Origin of the sequence: Burkholderia pyrrocinia (assembly GCF_001028665.1) — a bacterium.
GTDB lineage: Bacteria > Pseudomonadota > Gammaproteobacteria > Burkholderiales > Burkholderiaceae > Burkholderia > Burkholderia pyrrocinia.
The window spans coordinates 1,765,908-1,786,783 of the sequence record NZ_CP011504.1 but is presented as its reverse complement, the minus strand read 5'-3'; the positions used below and the strand labels follow the sequence as shown (position 1 = coordinate 1,786,783).

19 protein-coding genes are annotated in these 20,876 nt (G+C 66.1%); 9 read left to right on the top strand and 10 right to left on the bottom strand.

Going from position 1 to position 20,876, the window contains the following annotated elements:
• The first annotated feature begins 129 nt into the window (after positions 1 to 129).
• The 3 genes from ABD05_RS24150 to ABD05_RS24140 all read left to right on the top strand — a co-directional run bounded on the left by ABD05_RS24150 (position 130) and on the right by ABD05_RS24140 (position 2,064).
• A complete protein-coding gene (locus ABD05_RS24150; protein WP_039366241.1) occupies positions 130 to 420 on the top strand; it encodes a DUF3331 domain-containing protein in 291 nt (96 codons plus the stop codon).
• Between the two features lie 140 nt (positions 421 to 560).
• Positions 561 to 1,547: an oxidoreductase gene (locus tag ABD05_RS24145; RefSeq protein ID WP_047903765.1), complete on the top strand. Its 987-nt coding sequence runs from the start codon at positions 561 to 563 to the stop codon at positions 1,545 to 1,547.
• A 214-nt stretch (positions 1,548 to 1,761) separates the two neighbouring features.
• Positions 1,762 to 2,064 (top strand): DUF4148 domain-containing protein, encoded by a 303-nt coding sequence (locus ABD05_RS24140; RefSeq protein WP_047902558.1) that lies wholly within the window; start codon positions 1,762 to 1,764, stop codon positions 2,062 to 2,064.
• A 191-nt stretch (positions 2,065 to 2,255) separates the two neighbouring features.
• Here ABD05_RS24140 and ABD05_RS24135 read toward each other — a convergent pair whose 3' ends face one another.
• The 6 genes from ABD05_RS24135 to ABD05_RS24110 all read right to left on the bottom strand — a co-directional run bounded on the left by ABD05_RS24135 (position 2,256) and on the right by ABD05_RS24110 (position 7,967).
• Positions 2,256 to 3,452, bottom strand: coding sequence for a TauD/TfdA family dioxygenase (locus tag ABD05_RS24135; protein WP_047902557.1), 1,197 nt, complete (start codon positions 3,450 to 3,452; stop codon positions 2,256 to 2,258).
• Between the two features lie 22 nt (positions 3,453 to 3,474).
• Positions 3,475 to 4,431: an alpha/beta hydrolase gene (locus ABD05_RS24130; protein WP_047902556.1), complete on the bottom strand. Its 957-nt coding sequence runs from the start codon at positions 4,429 to 4,431 to the stop codon at positions 3,475 to 3,477.
• Between the two features lie 29 nt (positions 4,432 to 4,460).
• Entirely contained in the window at positions 4,461 to 4,949 is a 489-nt protein-coding gene (locus ABD05_RS24125) for a thioesterase family protein (protein WP_047902555.1), read from the bottom strand.
• A 5-nt stretch (positions 4,950 to 4,954) separates the two neighbouring features.
• On the bottom strand, positions 4,955 to 5,920 hold the full coding sequence (locus tag ABD05_RS24120; RefSeq protein ID WP_047902554.1) for an L-carnitine dehydrogenase: 966 nt from the start codon (positions 5,918 to 5,920) through the stop codon (positions 4,955 to 4,957).
• An 84-nt stretch (positions 5,921 to 6,004) separates the two neighbouring features.
• On the bottom strand, positions 6,005 to 6,934 hold the full coding sequence (gene cdhC / locus ABD05_RS24115; RefSeq protein ID WP_047902553.1) for a 3-dehydrocarnitine:acetyl-CoA trimethylamine transferase CdhC: 930 nt from the start codon (positions 6,932 to 6,934) through the stop codon (positions 6,005 to 6,007).
• 79 nt (positions 6,935 to 7,013) lie between these two features.
• On the bottom strand, positions 7,014 to 7,967 hold the full coding sequence (locus tag ABD05_RS24110) for a choline ABC transporter substrate-binding protein (protein WP_047902552.1): 954 nt from the start codon (positions 7,965 to 7,967) through the stop codon (positions 7,014 to 7,016).
• A 426-nt stretch (positions 7,968 to 8,393) separates the two neighbouring features.
• Between ABD05_RS24110 and ABD05_RS37890 the strand changes: the two genes are divergently transcribed.
• The 6 genes from ABD05_RS37890 (at position 8,394) to ABD05_RS24085 (ending at position 15,630) form a co-directional block, all read left to right on the top strand.
• Positions 8,394 to 8,675, top strand: coding sequence for a hypothetical protein (locus tag ABD05_RS37890; protein WP_148669134.1), 282 nt, complete (start codon positions 8,394 to 8,396; stop codon positions 8,673 to 8,675).
• A gap of 1 nt (position 8,676) precedes the next feature.
• Positions 8,677 to 10,257 carry an isocitrate lyase gene (locus tag ABD05_RS24105; RefSeq protein ID WP_047902551.1) on the top strand — a complete coding sequence of 527 codons (1,581 nt, stop codon included), beginning with the start codon at positions 8,677 to 8,679 and terminating at the stop codon, positions 10,255 to 10,257.
• Positions 10,258 to 10,538: 281 nt separating this feature from the next.
• The gene (locus ABD05_RS24100) at positions 10,539 to 11,483 is read left to right on the top strand and encodes a GlxA family transcriptional regulator (protein WP_047902550.1); all 945 of its coding nucleotides are present in this window, start codon (positions 10,539 to 10,541) and stop codon (positions 11,481 to 11,483) included.
• 477 nt (positions 11,484 to 11,960) lie between these two features.
• Positions 11,961 to 13,673 (top strand): M36 family metallopeptidase, encoded by a 1,713-nt coding sequence (locus ABD05_RS24095; RefSeq protein WP_047902549.1) that lies wholly within the window; start codon positions 11,961 to 11,963, stop codon positions 13,671 to 13,673.
• A 79-nt stretch (positions 13,674 to 13,752) separates the two neighbouring features.
• A complete protein-coding gene (locus tag ABD05_RS24090; RefSeq protein ID WP_047902548.1) occupies positions 13,753 to 15,006 on the top strand; it encodes a M20/M25/M40 family metallo-hydrolase in 1,254 nt (417 codons plus the stop codon).
• A gap of 261 nt (positions 15,007 to 15,267) precedes the next feature.
• Positions 15,268 to 15,630 carry a YbjQ family protein gene (locus tag ABD05_RS24085; protein WP_047902547.1) on the top strand — a complete coding sequence of 121 codons (363 nt, stop codon included), beginning with the start codon at positions 15,268 to 15,270 and terminating at the stop codon, positions 15,628 to 15,630.
• Positions 15,631 to 15,645: 15 nt separating this feature from the next.
• On the opposite strand, the gene ABD05_RS24080 is transcribed toward ABD05_RS24085, so the two are convergent.
• The 4 genes from ABD05_RS24080 to choX all read right to left on the bottom strand — a co-directional run bounded on the left by ABD05_RS24080 (position 15,646) and on the right by choX (position 20,843).
• Positions 15,646 to 16,896 carry an MFS transporter gene (locus tag ABD05_RS24080; protein ID WP_047903764.1) on the bottom strand — a complete coding sequence of 417 codons (1,251 nt, stop codon included), beginning with the start codon at positions 16,894 to 16,896 and terminating at the stop codon, positions 15,646 to 15,648.
• A gap of 550 nt (positions 16,897 to 17,446) precedes the next feature.
• Positions 17,447 to 17,860 carry a plastocyanin/azurin family copper-binding protein gene (locus ABD05_RS24075; protein WP_047903763.1) on the bottom strand — a complete coding sequence of 138 codons (414 nt, stop codon included), beginning with the start codon at positions 17,858 to 17,860 and terminating at the stop codon, positions 17,447 to 17,449.
• A 620-nt stretch (positions 17,861 to 18,480) separates the two neighbouring features.
• Positions 18,481 to 19,620, bottom strand: coding sequence for a porin (locus tag ABD05_RS24070; RefSeq protein ID WP_047902546.1), 1,140 nt, complete (start codon positions 19,618 to 19,620; stop codon positions 18,481 to 18,483).
• A 257-nt stretch (positions 19,621 to 19,877) separates the two neighbouring features.
• On the bottom strand, positions 19,878 to 20,843 hold the full coding sequence (gene choX, locus ABD05_RS24065) for a choline ABC transporter substrate-binding protein (RefSeq protein ID WP_047902545.1): 966 nt from the start codon (positions 20,841 to 20,843) through the stop codon (positions 19,878 to 19,880).
• Between the last annotated feature and the right edge of the window lie 33 nt (positions 20,844 to 20,876).

Below are 20,876 nucleotides of genomic sequence, written 5' to 3'. Positions count from 1 at the left end.
ACAGGATGTTTTTTCCGGTCACAGACGCTTACATTTAGCGCACCACTCATGGAAACCGCTACGGATTCGCCATCGGGTAGTGACATCCACTGCCACGGCCGAAACCGCACGAGCTTTAGGAAACGGCAAATGAAGGCCTCCAAATCCCTGCCTGCGCTCGATCCCGCCGACGTCCACGTCGAAATCCTCGAACGTTCCGATACGTTGCTCGTCGTCCGCTGGGTCGAACCCGGCCGCTGTCACTACGGTGAACAGCGCTGGCGCCGCCGCTTCGCGCAACGCACGGGCACCTGCGCACTGTCGCGCCAGGTCATCCACCGCGGCGACGAAGTGTTCCGCCCGGCCGAACGCCCGGCGCCTGCGAACGCGGCCGCGATGATTTCCGCCGCCGAAGTGCTCGCCCTCGCCGGGGGCAGGTAAATCCTGCTCGCCGCGTGTCGGCCCTAGAAGTGCCGGTCTAATTCCCCCGCTTGTCTGCCGCGCCCGCGCGCACTATCGTTACACCACTCAATGTAACGATTAGGTGCCGCGGCCGACCGGTCGCGCCGATGGAGGCAGACATGCATGCATGGAGCGCGCGCCACGTCCCGGCGCAGGGCGGCAAGGTCGCGGTCGTGACCGGCGCCAACAGCGGCCTCGGCTGGCAGCTCGCGGAAACGCTGGCCGCGAAGGGCGCGACCGTCGTGATGGGCTGCCGCGACGCCGCGCGCGCCGTGCAGGCCGCCGATGCGATCCGCCGGCTCCATCCCGATGCACGCGTCGAAGTCGACGCGCTCGACCTCGCCGATCTCGCGTCGATCGAACGCTTCGCGGCCGACGTCTCCGAACGCCACGGCCGCGTCGACATCCTCTGCAACAACGCCGGCGTGATGTTCCTGCCGCTGCGGCGCACGCACGACGGCTTCGAGATGCAGTTCGGCACCAACCACCTCGGCCATTTCGCGCTGACCGGGCATTTGCTGCCTGCATTGCGCGCCGCCCGACGGGCGCGTGTCGTGACGATGTCGAGCGGCTTCAACCGCGGCGGCCGGATTCGCGTCGACGACCTGCGCGCCGAGCATCGCTACAACCGTTATCTCGCCTATTGTGACAGCAAGCTCGCGAACCTCGTGTTCGCGATCGAACTGCAGCGCCGCTTCGAGCGCGCCGCGTTCGCCGGAATCAGCGTCGCCGCGCATCCCGGCTATGCGGCCACCAACCTGCAGTTCGCGGGCCCGACGATGGACAGCTCGCCCGCCCGCGCCGCGCTGATGCGTGCCGCAAACCGTTATCTCGCGCAGCCGGCCGACCAGGGCGCGCTGCCCGCGATCCACGCGGCGACCTCGCCCGATCTCGCGGGCGGCGCGTACATCGGGCCGTCCGGCTGGTTCGAATCGCGCGGGCTGCCGGCGCCCGCGAGCGTGCCGCGCGCGGCGCGCGACGTGGCTTCGGCGGCGCTGCTGTGGGAAGCATCGGAAGCCGCGACCGGCGTGCGGTTCCTCAGCTGGGGCGCGGCGGCCGGGCGCTCGCCGGGCCGGCCGTTCGACACGGCGGCCCAGGCGCGCTGAACCGCGCGCCGCCATACGCAATATTCTTCATACTTATTACGCCAACCGAAAAGAAAGCCGGTTGAAAGGCTGATTCGGCGCACCATTGTTACCGCTCAGAAAACAATTTATCGTCAAAATCAGCGTTTACCCTCAACCATCCGGTGACTAAGATTGGGTCAATCGCTTAAGACATGGTGTCGACAGCGAACTCAATAAAACACCGGAGGTCATCATGAAATCGCTCGTTTCCGCAGTCGTTGCCGCTGTCGCCCTGTCCGCTTCGTTTGGCGCATTCGCCCAAAGCACCGTGACCCGCGCGCAAGTGAAGAACGAACTGGTCCAGCTCGAACAAGCCGGCTACAAGCCGGGCGTGTCGAGCCCGTACTACCCGAACGACATCCAGAGCGCCGAAGCGCGCGTTCATGGCGCCGACGCCAGCGGCTACGGCGCGCAACCGGCTCCGCTCGTCCACTCGGGCGCGCCGGTTGCCGCAGCGTCGTCGAACGCTCGCGACTCGATCTTCTTCGGCCAGTAAGCCGATGCGCCCCCGGCGGGCGCCGCGCGTCGCGCGATGAAGCAAGGAAAAGACGAGCCTCCTTTGCGGGGCTCGTCTTTTTTATGAAACGCATACCTCCGCCGCCCGGCAGCGGGTGGCTTCGCCCGGGCGCTTGGCGTCCGGGCGCTTTTTCGTCGGCAAGGTATGCGTGATGAAGCCGTATGCGCCGGTCAACGTTCCCCGGCTGCGGCAGGCACCGACCGCGACAACACACGCCACCGCGACAGCAGTTCGTCGCGATCGACGTAGCAGCCCTGCAGATGCCGGCGGCCGGTCGACGGATCGAACTCGGTGCGTGCATGCAACACGCGCCGGTTGTCGAACCCCCACATGTCGCCCGCCCGCAGCCGGCGCTGCACGCGAAAACGCGGCTCGCGCGCCAGCGCGAGAAACCGCCGGTACGCGCGATAGACGGCCGCGACCGATCCGGCCGGCGCATCGAGCGGCCCGCGCAGGAAGTTCGCGACGCGCACCTCGGTCACGTTGCCGCGCGCATCGAGCCCGATCACCGGCGCCGAACAGCGGTAATCGCTGTTCGCACTCTTGTTCCAGAACTCGAACGGCGTCGACGCAAGTTGCTCGAAATCGGCCGGATGCTCGCGCCGCAGCGCGTCCGCGAGCGCGAAGCCGTCGAGGAATACGCTGTCGCCGCCCGTCGCGTCGTTCGCGAGGCAATGCAGGAACTGCACGCCCGGCTGCAGCTCGCGTGTCGGCAGATCGGTGTGCGGCGGCAGGTTGAGCGACGTATACGCATTGCTGTCCGGGCGCGGCTTCGATTCGACGTCGAACAGCACGCCGAAATTGCTCTCGCGGATCAGGCCGACGCGGCGCGCGATCTCGTCGACGCGGCCACGCTCGGCCGGCACGCCTTCGACGAGCGTCAACCCCGTGCGCTGCAACGCGGCGAGCCACGCGAGCAACGCGCCGTCGTCCTCCATCACGTCGCGCCACGCGAACACGCCGATCGCCGTCGCATCGTCGCCGGCCCACACGTGCCGCCCGTGCGCGGCCTGGCGCTCCGCGCGCGACGCATCGTCGTACGCATGCGCACGCAACCAGCCCGGCGACCACGCGCTGCGATGCCCGTCGTTCCACTCGACATGCAGCGCGCCGTCGGTTTCGACGTGCACGGCGAGCGCCGACAGGTCCTCGCGCGCATCGGTAATCTCGAACACCTGTTCGCGCGTGACCGCATGCACGCACGCGGAACACGCGCAGTTGTCGCGCAGCCAGTCGAAATGGAACGGCGATCGTCGCGTGTCGCTCCACTCGACGTCCACCGCGCCGTCGCCGATCGCTACCGCTGTAATGGCCGCGTCGGCGGAAAACGTCCGCCAGTCCTCGATACGGTGTTGCGCTGCCTGCATCGTTGCCTCCCGGAAACGCCCGCTACGCGTGTGGTGCGAGCAGAAACCCGCCGACCGTCCGGTGCATCCGTGCCGCCTGCGGGCTCGACCCGAGCGCGCGCCAGCAGCCGTGCACCAGCCCCTCTCCCATCCAGTAGTGCGCAGCCCCGCCTGCCGCGCGAATCCGTTCGACATATACGCGCGCATCGTCGCGCAGCGGATCGTGTTCCGCGCCGATCGCGAGCACGGGCGGCAGGCCGTCGAAACGCGAAGCCGCGAGCGGCACCGACGCGCGCAGCAGCGGGTTGCCTTCCGTCAGTGCATCGGACAGGCCGCCTTCCCAGTACAACGCGCGATAGCGATGAACGTCGTCGAGCGTCAGCATCGGCGCATGCGCTTCCGTTTCGCGCGCGGGCGATTGCGGTTCGAACCCGAGCATCGGATAGACGAGCGCGATGCCGTCGATGCCGCCTTCGCCCGCATCGCGCAGCGCAGTCGCGACGGCCGCCGCGAGCATGCCGCCCGCGCTGTCGCCCGCAAGCGTCAGCGGATGCGCGCACGGCCCGAACGGCCAGCGCGCATCGCGCGCGGCACGCGTGACGGCGACGCAATCGTCAAGCGCGGCCGGTGCGCGGTGTTCGGGCGCCAGCCGGTAGTCGACCGCGACCAAGTCGAGCCCCGTGTCGGCCGCCAGTTGCGCGGTGATCAGCGCATGACTGTCGAGCGAGCCGACGACGAAGCCGCCGCCATGAAAAAACAGCACCGTGCCGCGTGGCGTACCGTGCGCGGCCGTGTAGCGCCGCAGTGCGATCGCGCGTCCGTCCGGTGCGTGCCACACGGCATCCTGCTGCACGATGCCGGCCGGCAGCGCGGCCGGTGTCCATTCGGCCGCGAAGCGGTCGTAGAGGCGGCGCTGCTCGTCGGGCGAGCGCGCCGCCGCATCGGCCGGATACCACGCGTCGACGGCTGCGACGAACGCCGCGATTTCCGGTTCGAGCATCGTATGCGCTCCGCGATTGAAGATTGACGCTAGCGGCGCGGCGGCAACCCGATCACGCGGCCCGCATACGCAGGCGCCGCGCAATCGCGCTGCAACGCATGCAGCTCTGCGACGCGCGCGGCGACGTCTTCGTCGAACGGCGCCGACTTCGCGCCGTCGCGCGTATCGACGTGCAGCAGCATCTGCTCGCTCGCCGACACCGCATCTTCGTGCCCATCCGCGAACAGTTCGAGGTACAGGTGCAGCCGCTTCGCGTCGTGCGCAAGCACGCGCGCATCAACACGCACCTGCGTACCCTCCTTGATCTCGTGCAGATAGTTCACGTGCGCTTCGAGCGTGTAGACCGAGCGGCCCCGCTCGCGACGCGCGGCGTCGTCGAGGCCGATGCGATCCAGCAACGCATCGGTCGCGAAGCTGAAGATCAGCAGGTAGAACGCATCGCGCAGGTGGCCGTTGTAGTCGACCCATTCGGGCCGCACCACGTCGCGGTAAATCGTCAGCGGGGTATCGCCCGTCATCGCCTTTAGTCCTCGAATCGCATCCCGTGCCGCGCCTTCACCGCGGCGATCGACTTCAGCACCTCGGTGATGCACTCGTCGCGATAGCGCTCGAGTTCCTTGATGCTGCGCGTGCCCTGCTGTTCGGTCGTGCCTTCGACGACGCTGTCGATCAGCGCGTCGGTGAGCGTCGGCGCGACCAGCTTCGTCCACGGCAGTTCGAGCGCGGGGCCGAACTGCTGCATGAAGTGTCGCATGCCCGCGTCGCCGCCCGCCAGCGTGTAGGTCAGGAACGTGCCCATGAACGACCAGCGGATGCCCGCGCCGAAACGGATCGCGTCGTCGATCTCGCCGGTCGTCGCAACCCCTTCGTTGACCAGGTGCAGCGCCTCGCGCCACAGCGCTTCGAGCAGCCGGTCCGCGATGAAGCCCGGCACTTCCTTGCGCACGTGCAGCGGCCGCATGCCGAGCTTGCGGTAGATCGCCATCGCCGCCTCGACCGCTTCCGGCGACGTGCGCTCGCCGCCGAGCACCTCGACGAGCGGCAGCAGGTAGACCGGATTGAACGGATGGCCGACCACGCAGCGCTCCGGATGCGTCGCACGCGCGTAGAAATCCGTCGGCAGCAGCCCCGACGTCGACGACGCGATGATCGCGTCGGGCTTCGCCGCGCGGCTGATCTGCTCGTGCAGCTCGAGTTTCAGCGCCTCGCGCTCGGGCGCGCTTTCCTGGATGAAATCCGCATCGGCGACGCACGCTTCGATCGTCGACACGAACCGCAGCCGCGCGGGATCGGCGCCCGGCGCGAGGCCGACGCGTTCGAGCGCGGGCCATGCGTTCGCGACGTTCGCACGCAGCCGTTCTTCCGCACCCGGCGCGGGATCCCATACGACCACGTCGAGACCGTGCGCGAGCGCGCGGGAAATCCACCCGCTGCCGATCACGCCGGTGCCGATGGCGGCAAACGTCTTGATGTCGGTCTTCACAGCCATGTCAACGCATCCTTCGAATCAGGGGAAATCGGTCGGCGGCCACGCTCATGCGCGCCGCCGTGTCGTATCGGTCAGGGAAAAAACTCACGCGAATTCGGCGATCGCGCGGCGTTCGAGAGGACGCTCGCCGCGCGCGGGCAGACCAAGCTTGCGGCGGCCTTCGGCCGGCGTCAGCACGCGGCCGCCGAGCCGCTCGACGATCTCGCGTGCGCGCTCGACGAGCGTGCCGTTGGTCGCATGGACGCCGCGGTCGAGCCAGATGTTGTCCTCGAGGCCGACGCGCACGTGGCCGCCGAGCAGCATCGCCTGCGCGACCATCGGCATCTGCATGCGGCCGATCCCGAAGCCGGCCCAGTGCGCGCCCGGCGGCATGTTGTCGACCATCGCCTTCATCGTGCCCGTATCGGCCGGCGCGCCCCACGGAATGCCGAGGCAGAGCTGGAACAGCGGCGGATCGTCGAGCAGCCCTTCCTTCAGCAACTGCTTCGCGAACCACAGATGGCCCGTATCGAAGATCTCCAGCTCCGGCTTCACGCCGAGTTCCTGGATGCGCTTCGCGCCGGCGCGCAACTGCGCGGGCGTCGACACGTAGATGTAATCGCCGTCGCCGAAATTCAGCGTGCCGCAGTCGAGCGTGCAGATCTCGGGCAGCAGTTCCTCGACGTGCGCGAGCCGCGTGAGGCCGCCGACCAGATCGGTGCCCTTGCCGAAACGCATCGGATCCTCGCCGGGGCCGATCTCGAGATCGCCGCCCATGCCGGCCGTCAGGTTGATGATCACGTCGACGTCGGCCGAGCGGATCCGGTCGACCACTTCGCGGTACAGGTTCGGGTCGCGGCTGCCGCGCCCCGTGTGCGGATCGCGCACGTGGCAGTGCGCGACGGTGGCGCCGGCCTTCGCGGCTTCGATCGCAGCGGCCGCGATCTCCTTCGGCGTCACCGGAATCGCCGGATGCTTGCCGACCGTATCGCCCGCGCCGGTAACGGCGCAGGTGATGATGACTTCATGGTTCATGCTGTTTGCCTCGCTTGACTCTAATTGATTCGCATTGCTGATGTTTTGTCGGTGCACGCATCGTGCAGCGCGCAGGCCATTACAGGCCGAGATACGCCTTTACAGCGGGCAGGCCGTCCTTGCCGTCGAACGTCTTGACGCCGGCGAGCCACGGATCGAGCACCTGCGGGTTCTTCTTCAGGTAGGCCTTCGCGGCGTCGGCCGGCTTCGTCTTGTTCATCACCGACTGCATCAGCTGGTTCTCGAGCTGCGTCGAGAAGCGCAGGTTCGTGACGAGCTTGCCCGCGTTCGGGCAGCGCGCGATGAAGTCGGGCGCCGTCAGCGTGTACACGCGCGCTTCGCCGTAGTTCGGCCCGAACGACGCGTCGCCGCCGGACAGGTAGTTCATGCTGAGCTGGATGTTCATCGGATGCGGTTCCCAGCCGAGGAACACAACCCACTTCTTCTCGCGGATCGCGCGCTCGACCGTCACCAGCATCCCGGCCTCGCTCGATTCGACGAGCTTGAAGCCGCCGAGCCCGTACTGGTTCGTGTCGATCATCTTCTGGATCGTCGCGTTCGCGCTGCTGCCCGGCTCGATCCCGTAGATCTTGCCGTCGAGTTCCGCGCGGTGCTTCGCGATGTCCTCGAAGGTCTTCAGGCCGGCCTGGTATTCGTAGCTCGGCACCGCGAGCGTCGCCTTCGCGCCCGACAGGTTCGGCGTTTCGACGACGTTGATCGACTTGCTGTCGAGGAACGGCTGGAGCTGCTTCTGCTGCACGGGCCACCAGTAGCCGAGCGACACGTCGAGCTGCTTGCTCTTCAGGCCGGCGAACGAGATCGGCACCGACGCGATCGTCGTGGTCGGCTTGTAGCCGAGCGCCTCGAACACGGTCGACGCGAGCGCCGTGGTCGACGTGATGTCGGTCCAGCCGATATCCGCGAAACGCACGGTGCGGCAGGTCGCGGCTTCCGTTTCGGCCAGCGCCGCGTTCGTGAACGCGCCGGTCGCCAGCACGGCCGCGACAAGCGCGGCGATCTTCGTCGACTTCATGGTTCGGTTCCTCCCGGTGGGACTCGTGGCAGCCGGTGCGCGGGGTGTGCGCCGGCCTGCATCGTGGGAGTAAAAGTAACGAGCCATATTGGCCGCGAGAAGACCGGCGGCGACCTGTTCTTGACTATTTGCGACTATGAGTGGAAACCACTAGGGTTTTGTAGAGGCTTGATGGGCGGGGTTTTCGCGTGTGTTTTCGATAAAACGGGCTTGTCCACATGCGGCGCGAAGTTTTGATTCCATCGGAAGGGGGCGGGATGCCGATGTGGCTTCGGGCTCGGGGCGCTGGAGCCGCACGGATGAATTGGCCGGGTTGGCCTGGCAGCTTCCGCAGCGTGATGGATCGCACGCTGGAAAGTCGTCCGTTCGTTCGTCAAAACAGACGTCTACACACTCATCCCCCCAGCCATCGTTGCTCGAACCGTCGTGCTTGCCCTTCCTCCAGCAGCCGAAAGGACATTTCACATTGCGGAACTTGCGTCGAATTCCCGCAGCATCCCTTTTTCGCCGCTTGAAAACTTGTTTTGCATCGCAAAAATCACTGCGTATCTCATTGAAAAACAACAGAAATTTATGTCTTATGTCTTATATAAGACATCTCCAAAAGCGCAGCGGGCGGCGTTACTATTCAGTCATGCAGTTCGCTTCGAAATACGGAGCGCCACGCTCAACCATTTACTCAAACGCGCTTTGCTCTCAGGAGATTGACATGGCCCAGTACCAAGACGACATCAAGGCAGTTGCCGGTTTGAAAGAAAACCACGGCAGCGCGTGGAATGCCATCAGCCCCGAGTACGCCGCCCGCATGCGTGCGCAGAACAAGTTCAAGACGGGTCTGGACATCGCCAAGTACACCGCCAGGATCATGCGCGCCGACATGGCCGCCTACGATGCCGACCCGGCGAAGTACACGCAGTCGCTCGGCTGCTGGCACGGCTTCATCGGCCAGCAGAAGATGATCTCGATCAAGAAGCACTTCAACAGCACCGAACGCCGCTACCTTTACCTGTCCGGCTGGATGGTCGCCGCGCTGCGCTCCGAGTTCGGCCCGCTGCCGGACCAGTCGATGCACGAAAAAACCTCCGTCAGCGCGCTGATCCGCGAGCTGTACACGTTCCTGCGCCAGGCCGACGCCCGTGAACTGGGCGGCCTGTTCCGCGAGCTCGACGCGGCCGAAGGCGCTGCGAAGGCCGCCATCCAGGAAAAGATCGACAACCACGTGACGCACGTCGTGCCGATCATCGCCGACATCGACGCGGGTTTCGGCAATGCGGAAGCCACGTACCTGCTGGCCAAGCAGTTCATCGAAGCGGGCGCATGCTGCATCCAGATCGAAAACCAGGTGTCCGACGAGAAGCAGTGCGGCCACCAGGACGGCAAGGTCACCGTGCCGCACGAGGACTTCCTCGCGAAGATCCGCGCGATCCGCTACGCGTTCCTGGAACTGGGCGTGGACGACGGCATCATCGTGGCCCGTACCGACTCGCTGGGCGCCGGCCTGACCAAGCAGATCGCCGTGACCAACGCGCCGGGCGACCTGGGCGACCAATACAACTCGTTCCTCGATTGCGAAGAACTGTCGGCCGACCAACTGGGCAACGGTGACGTCATCATCAAGCGCGACGGCAAGCTGCTGCGTCCGAAGCGCCTGCCGAGCAACCTGTTCCAGTTCCGCGCCGGCACGGGCGAAGCACGCTGCGTGCTGGATTGCGTCACCGCGCTGCAAAACGGCGCCGACCTGCTGTGGATCGAAACCGAAAAACCGCATATCGCGCAGATCGGCGGCATGGTCAGCGAGATTCGCAAGGTCATCCCGAACGCGAAGCTGGTGTACAACAACAGCCCGTCGTTCAACTGGACGCTGAATTTCCGTCAGCAGGTGTATGACGCGATGAAGGCCGAGGGCAAGGATGTGTCGGCCTACGACCGCGCGCAGCTGATGAGCGTGGAATACGACGACACCGAACTCGCGAAGCTCGCCGACGAAAGGATCCGCACGTTCCAGGCCGACGCATCGCGTGAAGCGGGTATCTTCCACCACCTGATCACGCTGCCGACGTACCACACCGCCGCGCTGTCGACCGACAACCTGGCCAAGGAATACTTCGGCGACCAGGGCATGCTGGGTTATGTGGCCGGCGTGCAGCGCAAGGAAATCCGTCAGGGCATCGCCTGCGTGAAGCACCAGAACATGTCCGGCTCGGACATCGGCGACGATCACAAGGAGTATTTCAGCGGCGAAGCGGCGCTGAAGGCGGCGGGTAAGGACAACACGATGAACCAGTTCTGATACCGGTCATACCCGAAGCGAAACGCCAGCCCGTCCGGGCTGGCGTGCGTGAGATGGTCAGCCCGATCCCCACCCGGCGGACTCCGCCGAGTGGGGATTGTTCTTTTTGGGGACCATCATGGAGCAACGCGTGCGCACCGCAAAAACGCGCTGAAGCCGGACAAAACCCGCGATAATCTCCCGCTGACCGTTCGCCACCTGCGAGCCGGCCGCGACGTGTGCCCGGCCGGCCGCAATCCCGAGCGATGTGCGACGACCACCGGATTCCATCCCCTGCTCCGATGCCCGAGGATTTCCACTTCCTGCTGCTGCCCGGCTTTTCCGCGCTCGGCTTCATGTCCGCGGTCGAGCCGTTGCGCGTCGCGAACCGCTTCCGCACCGAGCTCTACCGCTGGCACGTGATCAGCGCCGACGGTACGCCCGTCGCCGCGAGCAACGGTATTCCGGTCGCCGCCGAAGCCGCGTGCGCGGACGTCGCGCAGGTCGATACGGTGTTCGTCGTCGCGGGCTTCGATCCGCTCGTGTGCTACACGCGCGCGATCGGCGACTGGCTGCGCCGCCAGCACCGGCACGGTGCGACGCTTGGCGGCATCGATACGGGCAGCTTCGTGCTCGCGGAAGCCGGATTGTTCGACGCGTCGCAGCCGCTGACGCTGCACTGGGAAGCGCTGGCCGCGTTCCGCGAACGCTATCCGGGCCTGAACGCGACGCAGGAGCTGTTCGAGATCGACGACCGGCGCATCACGTGCGCGGGCGGCACAGCGTCGATCGACATGATGCTCGACCTGATCGGGCGCCGGCACGGCGCCGATCTCGCGGCGGCGATCTCCGAGCAGTTCGTCGTCAGCCGCATCCGGCAGCGCTCGGACAGCCAGCGGCTCGAGATCGCCGCGCGCTACGGCGTGCACAACCGCAAGCTGATCCAGGTGATCGGCACGATGCAGCGGCACATGGAAAACCCGCTCGGCTCCGATGCGCTCGCGCAGGACGTATCGATCACGCGACGTCAGCTCGAACGGCTGTTCAGCGCGACGCTGAACGACACGCCGACGCACTTCTACCTGAACCTGCGCCTCGATCGTGCTCGCGAACTGCTGCAGCAGACCGACATGAGCATCACGTCGGTGTGCGTTGCGTGCGGGTTCGAATCGCCGTCGCATTTCTCGCGCACGTATCGCGCGCGGTTCGGCTTGAGCCCGCGCAGCGACCGTCGCGCAACCCGCTGATCGTCGCGGGTTTTAATCACAATCCTGCGCGGAATTGCACGTTCCGGCGGCGTTTCCCGCCGCTCGCTGAACAATGCCGGCGATTGAACGACGGACTGAAGCGACCGTCGAAAATAAAATGCAATGTCGCCGAAAATGTTCTGTAACATACCTCGCAATTAGATAGGCAGCCTAACGAGATGAGAGACTGGATTCGACGCACGTCGATCCGCGCAGGCTGCCGACCGATATCGATATCGATCCGAGGGGTATGACATGACGATGCTCGCTTCGCCGTCGCCGCACCTGCCTGCCGTTCGCTTCCCCGCCCCTGCTCCCGCCTGTTTCTTTTCGACCTGACATTTAGGTTTCCTTAGTCAGTCGACGCTCCCAACACCGCTTCGCCGCACCGGTTCCATCGAACCGGCGCGCGGGCCGTGTCGTGCCTGCGCGCCACGAGCGAGCGGGCGTGTCCAACCGTTGAGATGAGGATCACGTATGCAGACATCACGCAAAGCATTGCCCCTCGCCCTGGGTCTTGCGCTCGGTTTCGGCGTCGTCGGCGGCGCCGCGGCCGATACGAAGGTCTCGAATCCGCAGGCAGCGAGCCTGCGCGAAAGCCTGACGCGCGGCGTCGCGCCGCCCGCCGCGAAAGCCGATACGGCCGCCGGGCAGTTTCGCGCGGACGGCATCGCCGTCACGCTGTACAACCCCGCGTATCGTGTGAAAAAGGCCGCCGCGACACCCGCCGCAACCGCGCGCGACTTCGTCGCCTCGCAGGCGACGCAGCTCGGGCTCGACGCGACCGCGCTCGCGAGCCTCGTCGTCACGTCGGAACGCAACGATGCCGACTTCACCGTCGTGCGCCTGCAGCAGCAGGCCGCCGGGCTGCCCGTGTACGGCAGCGACATCGCGGTGACGGTTGCGAAGGACGGCCGCATCCTGTACGTCGCGAGCAACACGATCAACGGCGTGGTCGCGACGTCGCGCAAGTCGCAGGCCGTCGACCAGCAGCAGGCGCTCGACCGCGCCCGCGCGTATCTCGGCGTGAGCGGCTTCACGAATCTCGACGCGCAGCTCGTCGCGTTCGTCGACAAGACCGGCACGCACACCGCATGGAAGGTGCGCGGCCGCCCGCAGGACGGCCCGAAGGGCGACTGGGAACTGCTGATCGATTCGGGCAGCGGCGAAGTGCTGCGCGCCGAGGACAAGGCGTTCTATGCGACCGACGGCACCGGCTTCGTGTTCCGCCCTGATCCGCTTTCGCCGACCAAAAGCAGCTACGGCAGCACCGGCTACAAGGACAGCAACGACGCCGATTCGACCCAGCTCACGGCCGCGCGCGTGCGCGTGACGCTGAAGGATCTCGCGCAGTCGGGCTCGCGTTACGCGCTGTCGGGCCCGTATGCGGCGTGCGTCGATTTCGACGCGCCGCGCGACAACGCCTGCCCGCTGCAGTCGACGCCCGCGTTCGAGTTCACGCGCGGCAACCTGTATTTCGAGGCCGTGAACGTGTACTACCACATCGACACGTTCCTGCGCTACGTGAACCAGACACTCGGCATCAAGGCGCTGCCGTACCAGTACACGGGCGGCGTGCAGTACGACCCGCACGGCGAATCGGGCGACGACAACTCGTCGTACTCGTCGAGCAGCGGCCGGCTGACCTTCGGGCAAGGTGGCGTCGACGATGCGGAAGATGCGGACGTCGTGATCCACGAACTCGGCCACGGCATCCACGACTGGGTGACCAACGGCGGCCTGTCGCAACAGGAAGGTCTTTCGGAAGGCACCGGCGACTATCTCGCCGCCGCGTACAGCCGCGACTTCAACCAGTGGAGCCCGACCGACGCGCAGTATCACTGGGTCTACAACTGGGACGGCCACAACGAATACTGGGGCGGCCGCGTGACCAACTGGAACGTCGGGCGCACCTATGCACAGGCGCGCGGTGCGGAAATCCATACGGCCGGCCAGTACTGGGCATCGTGCAACCTCGTCGCGCGCGACGCGATCGGCGCTCAGGCGATGGACAAGGCGTTCCTGAAGGGGCTGTCGATGACCAACAGCTCGACCAACCAGAAGGCCGCCGCGCAGGCCGTGCTGACGGCCGCTTCCGCGCTCGGCTACAGCAACGCGCAACTCACGGCGATCGGCAATGCGTACAACAAAAGCTGCACGTACGGCGTGACCGTGCCGCAGAAGTCGTAATTCCGCAGCAGGCGGGGGCGCATCGCACGACCTGCGGCGCGCCCTCCTCCTCGACATCGTTACCCTCACGAGATCGAACATGCCTACTCTGAAACTGACTCACCTGAGCGCCGCGCTGGGCGGCATGCTGTTGACCGCCGCCGCGCATGCGGCCCCCGTCTGGATCACGCTCGGCGATGCGGCGTTCCGCCAGCTTCAACGCATCGATGCGAGCGCAACCGCGCAATACAGCACGACGGTCGATGCCGGCAAGACGGCCGACGGCGCCGCACGCCGCGAAACGGTTCACGTCGTCGAGATCGACGATTCACGACTCGGCGAACTGGCCCATGCCGTCCACCACACGCGCGGCCACGGGCCCGGCTATGTCGTGCACGACTCGTTCGACGAAGCGCGGCAGGCGCTGCAGCCGTTGCCGGCAGCGCTCGCGAAACAGGCTGCGGCCCCCGCGTACAAGGTGTCGAACGCGCCGCAGATCGGCACCTGGATCCAGCAGCTGCAGGCCAGCAACATCGTCGGCACGATCACGTCGCTGTCCAGCTTCACGAATCGCTACTACACGACGTCGCACGGCGTTGCCGCGTCGGACTGGCTCGCGCTGCAGTGGAAGCAACTGGCGGGCTCGCGCGCCGACATCGCCGTCGAGCAGTTCGCGCACACGGGCTTTCCGCAAAAATCCGTGATCCTGACGATCCGCGGCAGCGATCCGGCCGCGGGCACGATCGTGCTGGGCGGCCACCTCGATTCGACCGTCGGCCGCACGACGGAGAACACGCGCTCGCCCGGCGCGGACGACGATGCGTCGGGCATCGCGAGCCTCACCGAAGCGCTGCGCGTGCTGCTCGCGAACAACTATCGGCCGAAGCGGACGATCAAGTTTGTCGGGTACGCGGCCGAGGAAGCCGGGCTGCTCGGCTCGAAGGCGATCGCCAAGCAGTTCCGCGCGCAGAATGCGAACGTGGTCGGCGTGCTGCAGCTCGACATGACGAACTACAAGGGCGATCCGAAGGATATCTACCTGATCACCGACTACACGAACGCATCGCAGAACACCTACCTGACGAACCTGGCGAAAACCTACCTGCCGGAACTCGCGATCGGCACGTCGCAGTGCGGGTATGCGTGCTCGGATCATGCGTCGTGGAATGCGCAGGGCTATCCGGCGTCGTTCCCGTTCGAGGCCGACCAGAACGACAGCCCGTATATCCATACCGTGAACGACACCCTGCAGAACTCGGATCGCCAGGCGAATCATGCGCTGAAGTTCGGCAAGCTGGCGCTGGCCTATGCGGTCGATCTAGGCGGGGATGGCTCCGTAGTCGCGAAGCCCTGACCGCGAGCGATTGGTGCGTTCGATTGTCCGCACGGAAATGACGGAAGCGTGTGCTCGCGGTCCGCACACGCTTCCTCCCGGGCGACTTTGAGCGGGCCATCTCGTCCAGCGTCCGGGAGAGACGCATGCCCGAAGCCAGCGCGACCGCAACGGAAGCTCCATGGCGCCACACGTGCCGCGCGATTGCATCGATCGAACCGGACGCGCGCGCTCGTCCGGATAGAATCGTCACTCGACCACTCCGCTACACGCTTCCCTGCCATGACCGACACCACCCGCTCCGTCGACGATCTGTCGCCCGCCCGCGTCACGACCGCATTCGACCTGCCCGGCCATACGACCGTCCGCTCGCTCGGCGTCGCACAGGGCATCGTCGTGCGTTCGCGCTCGATCGTCGGCTCGTTCGGTGCATCGCTTCAAACGATCTTCGGCGGCAACATCACGCTCTATACGTCGCTGTGCGAGAAGGCACGCCAGCAGGCGTTCGACAAGATGCTCGCCGATGCGCGCAAGCTCGGCGCGAACGCGGTCGTCGCGATGCGCTACGACTCGACCGAGATCGGGTCGGGCGTCACGGAAGTCATCTGCTACGGCACGGCCGTGCGCGTGACGCAGGACGCGTGACGCGCGTCACACGCGTCACACGTCGCGCTCGAGCGACTTCATGTTCGTGAGCTGGGGAAACAGCCGCATCCACGTGAGCGCGACGACAATCGTCGCGGCACCGCCGACGACGATCGCCGTCGGCGCGCCCCACCATGCGGCCGTCACGCCCGATTCGAATTCGCCGAGCTGGTTCGACGTGCCGATGAACAGCGAATTGACCGCGCTCACGCGCCCGAGCATGTCGTCGGGCGTACGAAGCTGCACGAGCGACAGGCGCACGACGACGCTGACCACATCCGATGCGCCAAGCGCGGCCAGCGCCACGAGCGACAGCGCGAAGTGCCGCGACAACCCGAACACGATCGTCGCAATGCCGAACGCGATCACGCCGCCGAACATCGCGCGGCCCGGCCGCCCTTTCAATGGAAAACGCGTGAGCCACAGCGTGCCCGCGAGCGCGCCGACCGCGGGCGCCGCGCGCAATGCGCCGAGCCCCCATGGCCCGACCTGCAGGATGTCGCGCGCGTAGATCGGCAGCAGCGCGGTGGCGCCGCCGAACAACACCGCGAACAGGTCGAGCGACAGCGCGCCGAGAATCGCCGGTTCGCGCCGGATGAACGCGATCCCCGAAAACACCGAGCGCAGCGTGACCGGCTCGCGTGCAGGCGGCGCGCTGCGCAGCGGGATCGTGCCGCTCAGCACCGCCGCGATCGCGAATGCCACGACGCTCGTGCCGAACGCGACGGGCGCACCGACACCGTAAAGCAGCCCGCCGAACGCGGGCCCGAGGATCTGCGCGGCCTGGTTCGCGGACGTCGACAGCGCGGTCGCGCGCGGCAGGTCGGTGCGCGGCACGACGGCCGGCAACAGCGACGAGACCGACGGCGACTCGAACGCGCGGGCCGTGCCGACGATCGCCGCGAGCGCATACACGGCCGGCGCGGCCAGCCACCCTTGCACGGCGCCGAGCAGGAACACGCCGGCGGCCAGCGCCTCGACGCCCTGGCAGATCGTCGCGATGCGCCGGCGGTCATAGCGGTCGGCCACCTGCCCGACGACGAGCGTCAGCGCGAACATCGGCACGAACTGCGCGAGGCCGACGAGACCGAGTGCGAACGCGCTGTGCGTGAGCGCATACACGTACCAGCCGATCGCGACCGACAGGATCTGGAAAGCCAGCGACGACATCACGCGGGTGCCCCAGAAGCGCTGGAACGGGGCGTGACGGAACAGGTTCGCGAGTAACGGGGATGGAGGGGTGGGTTCGGGCAAGGGGGCGGTCATCGGGGTCTCGGCGATCGGCGGTGCGTAACGCAACCGCTCGACGAGCGGCTACCTGCGCATGTGCGTGCTTGCGCAACGACTTGCCCATCGCGACGCGTTATTGGTCCCCTGTCGCGGAGACGGTCGGCTGGACAGCGCAGACGCGGCCAAATCGCGATGATATGTCAACCACGACAAACCGGCCGTTCGATCGGCCGAGGCAGGAGCGCACTACACCGGCGCACCCGCCCCGCACCGCAAAGAAAGTTCGTCGTGGATTTCCGGGGAACGCGGCGCAGACTGTCGGCGATCGGCCAATGACGGCCGTTGGTCGGCCCTTTCACACGGACGTTCGAACGCCGGCTCCGCCACGACAACGGACTTTCGCCTGCGGATCACGTCCGCCGCGTCGTCGGCCGTATCCGTGGTGGGGTGGCGAAGTCGTCGCGCGGCACGCAGAAGGCGTGCACAGCGCCGGTGCGGATTGACGCGACCGACATGTCAGGCGCAGTCGCTTGATATTGGGTCGGTATCGAATGGATCGGGGGCGCCGACGCCAGGCAGAGCCTTCCTAGCGCTCGACGACCAACGAAGCATGCATGCCCATCGAATAATGACCGGGTCGATTGCAGATCAGTACGTATCGGCCGGGCGCCAGCTTCAGCGTAAGACGTTTGCTCGTCCCGGGCGCCACGTCCTCAACTTCTCCCATTTTCTTGAACTTGCTTTCCGCGACCGTCTCCTTCTGCACCGGCAGGTGATCATGGGATAAGTCTGTCTTCAGTACCACCAGTTCATGTGTCGTGTTGCCGTCCACCGAACTGGTTACCTCGAACGTGACGGGTCCCGCCTTGACCATGCTGGTATCGAGATGGATGGCGGTCGATGTCAGCTCGACGTGCAATGTCTCGCTTGCACTGACTTGCATCGAAGCAAGGCTGAGCACAGCCGCACTCAAGCACACGGCATGGCGTCTATTGATCATGATCGTTCCCCTCAAAAATGCGACTGGCATCCGATCGTCGCTGGCCACCGGCGTTGCCGCGCCGACAATCCGTGCCCGCAACATCGGCCTTTCCTGCCGCTGAAGCTGGAGTATCGGCACTCGTGAACGCATTCTGGCCGGGGCTGCAAGTGGGGAGAAGTAGGAATGCCCGGCGAACGACATGGGTAAAGACCCGCGACGTATCGACAACTGTGTGAGATGACAGGAAACCGCTGGCGGAGCGAAAAGGCCGGCGGCCAAGCTACCGGAGCAAGCCGGCAAGGTCCGCACAGGCGGGAAGCTCGCTGTGAATATCGTCAAGGCGCAGCGAGTCGAAATTGTCTGTTCACGAATTCCGGAAGCGGGCCGCTCGCGGCGGTTGCGATCGGTTGAACGCGACCGGCGGGTTTGGCCGATGATCTTCCGAACAACTCGAAGGAATGCATGACCGCTGCCCCCTGAAAGCTGCCAATCAGGTAGCGCCTGATCCAGCGTCCGGATCGGGTCGGACAGCAACACCCACAGAAATCCGCGATGACCCCCCCAAAAAAAAAGCGCGAACCGAAGTTCGCGCCAAAGAGAGACCTCGCTGAAGACGTCGCCGCCCCACACCACCTTGCTCAGAACGAATGCCGCATCCCGATCCGCACGTCGGCCTGCGTCTGCGTCGTCGACGGCGTGAAGCTGTAGCCGACCACCGCATCGACGCCTTGCGACGCGCGCAGGTAATCGCCGGAGATATACACGTCGGTGCGCTTCGACAGCAGGTAGTGCAGGCCCGCCGTTCCCTGGTTCCAGTGATGGCCTTCGAAGCGCGTGTGCTGGTAGCCCGCAATCAGGCTCAGCGCCGGCGTGAACTGGTACAGGCCGCCGCCTTCATACACCTGCATGTGCGACGACTGGCCGAAACCCTTGATCGTCGTGTACGAGAAGTTGGCGTCGAGCGTCAGCTTGCCGATCGTGTAGCTCGAGCCGATGCCGAACGTGCCCTGGCTGTCGACGTTCATCGGCGTGTTCGCGAACAGGTCAGTGCGCGCGCCGGTCGCCGGATCGACGGTGACGGTCTGCTGGCCGAGGAACGTGTGCGTGCCGATCATCGCGTACGGGTCGAACGCATAGATGCCGTTCGGGTTGTTCAGGCGCGTGTACGCGGCGCCGATCGAGAAGTCGCCCTTCGTGAAGCTCGCGCCCGCGCTCCATGCGCTGTTGCGATGGAAGTTGCCCGCGACGTTGCCGAACGAGTACATCGCGCCGAACTTGAAGCCGCTGAGGTCGTTCGACAGGAATTTCACCGAATTCGGCAGGCGGTCGCCGTTGAAGCGGTCGAAGTCGCCCTGGTGGATCGCATAGCCGCTGCCCCACGCCGAGATGTTGTAGATCGACACGAGTTCGTTCGTGATGTCGAGCTGGTTGCCGAACGACAGCGTGCCCCAGTCGTTCTGCAGGCCGACATACGCCTGCCGGCCGAACTCGGCGCCGCCGAAGCCGAGCTGCCCGTTGCCGAGGCGGAAGCCGCTCTCGAGGGTGAACACGGCCTTCAGGCCGCCGCCCAGGTCTTCCGTGCCCTTCAGGCCGAAGCGGTTCCCGTATGCAACGCCGTCGTCGAACTTGACCACGTGCGAGCCGCCGGTGTTGTTCACATACGTGATGCCCGCGTCGAGAATCCCGTACAGCGTCACACTGCTTTGCGCGTGCCCGATGGCGGGAATACAGGCCGCGCATGCAAGCGCGGCGGCTACGGCGACTTTCGTGTGCTTCATTATCGACCACCCTCCCTGAACCGTTCGTTGGAAAGAACCTCGTCCCGGCGCGTGCCGCGATACGCCGGCGGATTCGAATTCAATACGCCCGCTGGCTTCGGCATTTCGTTTTTCGCAATAACGCAGCCATTGGCGAAAAATACAAACCCATATTTCGGGTCACCCGTCTGAAGGCGACACCAAATGGTCACGATGCGACTGGTCGGGAAAACACGTAGACGGGCGGCACGGCAAGAACCGGCCGCCCGGAGGCGGGGTCAGCGGCCGTCGAGGGCCGCGCGCACGGCCGGCAGGCCCGGTGCGCCAGCGGCCGTCGTCACGCCGTCCAGCCAGCCGGCGACCAGCGCCGGGTCGGTCTTCAGCGCGTGCTGCGCCGCGAGCGCGGGCGACGTCTTGTTGTCGAGCATGTCGGCGATCATCCGGTTCTCGACGTCGACGGAGAACGTCATCTGCCGGAACAGCCGCGCAAGGTTCGCGCACTGGCCGGCAAACCCGGCGCGCGTGACCGTGTTGACCGTCGCGCCGCCGTAGTTCGGGCCGAAATACGCATCGCCGCCCGACAGGTAGGTCAGATGGAACTTCGTGTTCATCAGATGCGGCTCCCACGCGAGGAACACGATCCAGCGCTTGTCGCGCACCGCGCGCTCGACCTGCGTGAGCATGCCCGTCTCGCTCGATTCGACGAGCGACCAGTTGGCCGTGCCGAGCGCGTGATCGGACAGCATCCGCTTGATGTTCTGGTTCGCGGGCGCGCCGGGCTCGATCCCGTAGATCTTGCCGCCGAAGCGGTCTGCGTAGCGCGCGAGATCGGCGAACGTATGCACGCCCGCGGCCGCGACATAGTCGGGCACCGCAAGCGTGAACTTCGCGCCGCTCAGGTTCGCGTGCAGCACGTCGATCGATTTCTCGTCGACGAACGGCTTCACGAGCGGCGCCTGCGCGGGCATCCAGTTGCCGAGGAACACGTCGACCTGCCCTTTCTTGAGCCCCTGGTACGTGATCGGCACCGACAGGTTCGCCACGTCCTGCCGGTAGCCGAGCGCCTTCAGCACGACGCCCGCCATCGCGTTCGTCGCGTCGATGTCGGTCCAGCCGGGCGCCGCCATCTTCACGTCGCCGCACGTCTGCGGGTCGGCCGCGTGCGCGCCCTGCGCCACCATCAGGCAGGCGGCCGCGGCGAGCGCCGCGCCGATCCGGATTGCTGCATTGCATTGCCGTTCCATCGCCAGCTTCCTCCGTCGTTCGTTTATGTTCGC

Bases quoted from the DNA above. Each gene is read 5' to 3' on its own strand.
- ABD05_RS24150 (WP_039366241.1), top strand. From the start codon at position 130: ATGAAGGCCTCCAAATCCCTGCCTGCGCTCGATCCCGCCGACGTCCAC.
- ABD05_RS24145 (WP_047903765.1), top strand. From the start codon at position 561: ATGCATGCATGGAGCGCGCGCCACGTCCCGGCGCAGGGCGGCAAGGTC.
- ABD05_RS24140 (WP_047902558.1), top strand. From the start codon at position 1,762: ATGAAATCGCTCGTTTCCGCAGTCGTTGCCGCTGTCGCCCTGTCCGCT.
- ABD05_RS24135 (WP_047902557.1), bottom strand. From the start codon at position 3,452: ATGCAGGCAGCGCAACACCGTATCGAGGACTGGCGGACGTTTTCCGCC.
- ABD05_RS24130 (WP_047902556.1), bottom strand. From the start codon at position 4,431: ATGCTCGAACCGGAAATCGCGGCGTTCGTCGCAGCCGTCGACGCGTGG.
- ABD05_RS24125 (WP_047902555.1), bottom strand. From the start codon at position 4,949: ATGACGGGCGATACCCCGCTGACGATTTACCGCGACGTGGTGCGGCCC.
- ABD05_RS24120 (WP_047902554.1), bottom strand. From the start codon at position 5,920: ATGGCTGTGAAGACCGACATCAAGACGTTTGCCGCCATCGGCACCGGC.
- cdhC (WP_047902553.1), bottom strand. From the start codon at position 6,934: ATGAACCATGAAGTCATCATCACCTGCGCCGTTACCGGCGCGGGCGAT.
- ABD05_RS24110 (WP_047902552.1), bottom strand. From the start codon at position 7,967: ATGAAGTCGACGAAGATCGCCGCGCTTGTCGCGGCCGTGCTGGCGACC.
- ABD05_RS24105 (WP_047902551.1), top strand. From the start codon at position 8,677: ATGGCCCAGTACCAAGACGACATCAAGGCAGTTGCCGGTTTGAAAGAA.
- ABD05_RS24100 (WP_047902550.1), top strand. From the start codon at position 10,539: ATGCCCGAGGATTTCCACTTCCTGCTGCTGCCCGGCTTTTCCGCGCTC.
- ABD05_RS24095 (WP_047902549.1), top strand. From the start codon at position 11,961: ATGCAGACATCACGCAAAGCATTGCCCCTCGCCCTGGGTCTTGCGCTC.
- ABD05_RS24090 (WP_047902548.1), top strand. From the start codon at position 13,753: ATGCCTACTCTGAAACTGACTCACCTGAGCGCCGCGCTGGGCGGCATG.
- ABD05_RS24085 (WP_047902547.1), top strand. From the start codon at position 15,268: ATGACCGACACCACCCGCTCCGTCGACGATCTGTCGCCCGCCCGCGTC.
- ABD05_RS24080 (WP_047903764.1), bottom strand. From the start codon at position 16,896: ATGACCGCCCCCTTGCCCGAACCCACCCCTCCATCCCCGTTACTCGCG.
- ABD05_RS24075 (WP_047903763.1), bottom strand. From the start codon at position 17,860: ATGATCAATAGACGCCATGCCGTGTGCTTGAGTGCGGCTGTGCTCAGC.
- ABD05_RS24070 (WP_047902546.1), bottom strand. From the start codon at position 19,620: ATGAAGCACACGAAAGTCGCCGTAGCCGCCGCGCTTGCATGCGCGGCC.
- choX (WP_047902545.1), bottom strand. From the start codon at position 20,843: ATGGAACGGCAATGCAATGCAGCAATCCGGATCGGCGCGGCGCTCGCC.